Here is a 407-nt window from a genome sequence, read left to right on the forward strand (position 1 = left end):
TTGTAGGCTTTCTATATTGAGATTTTGGGCAGTGATGTTGATTTTATTGCCTAACACTTGACTGCCTTTGATATTGGTTTCTTTTTTGGCTAGATAAAGAGGTTTGACTTTGTAAACTGCCGACTTTGCTTGCAAGCCAACTTGTTTCATCTCCATTGCCATATTCATTGAGGCCGCTCTAAACCATAGCAATTATGCATAGATGAATCATCACCAAACATATCAGCTATTCTTTCACCCCATTGGCGATTTTGGGTATTGTCATTCATTGTTGCTGGATTCCCTCCTAAAATCAGAGGAATACTACCAACAGGATCTTGTTCGTGATTTTCAATACGAATTGAACCCTCAGGGCTACTTTTTTCTTTACCTGTTTGTAATTTGCTTAAAAGCTTATCGGCATGAGT

At 38.1% G+C, this 407-nt stretch carries 2 protein-coding genes; both read right to left on the minus strand.

Features of this window, described 5'->3' with window-relative positions; all coding sequences use genetic code 11:
- Nucleotides 1-168: hemagglutinin repeat-containing protein (locus tag EII42_RS13910; RefSeq protein WP_148098065.1), on the minus strand; the 168-nt coding region annotated here is incomplete at its 3' end.
- Nucleotides 165-407 (minus strand): hypothetical protein (locus tag EII42_RS12370; RefSeq protein ID WP_125172428.1); only part of this gene is annotated, 243 nt, incomplete at its 5' end. The genes EII42_RS12370 and EII42_RS13910, both read right to left, overlap by 4 nt.

The sequence above is a fragment of the Tessaracoccus sp. OH4464_COT-324 genome (genome assembly GCF_003932855.1).
Lineage (GTDB): Bacteria > Actinomycetota > Actinomycetes > Propionibacteriales > Propionibacteriaceae > Arachnia.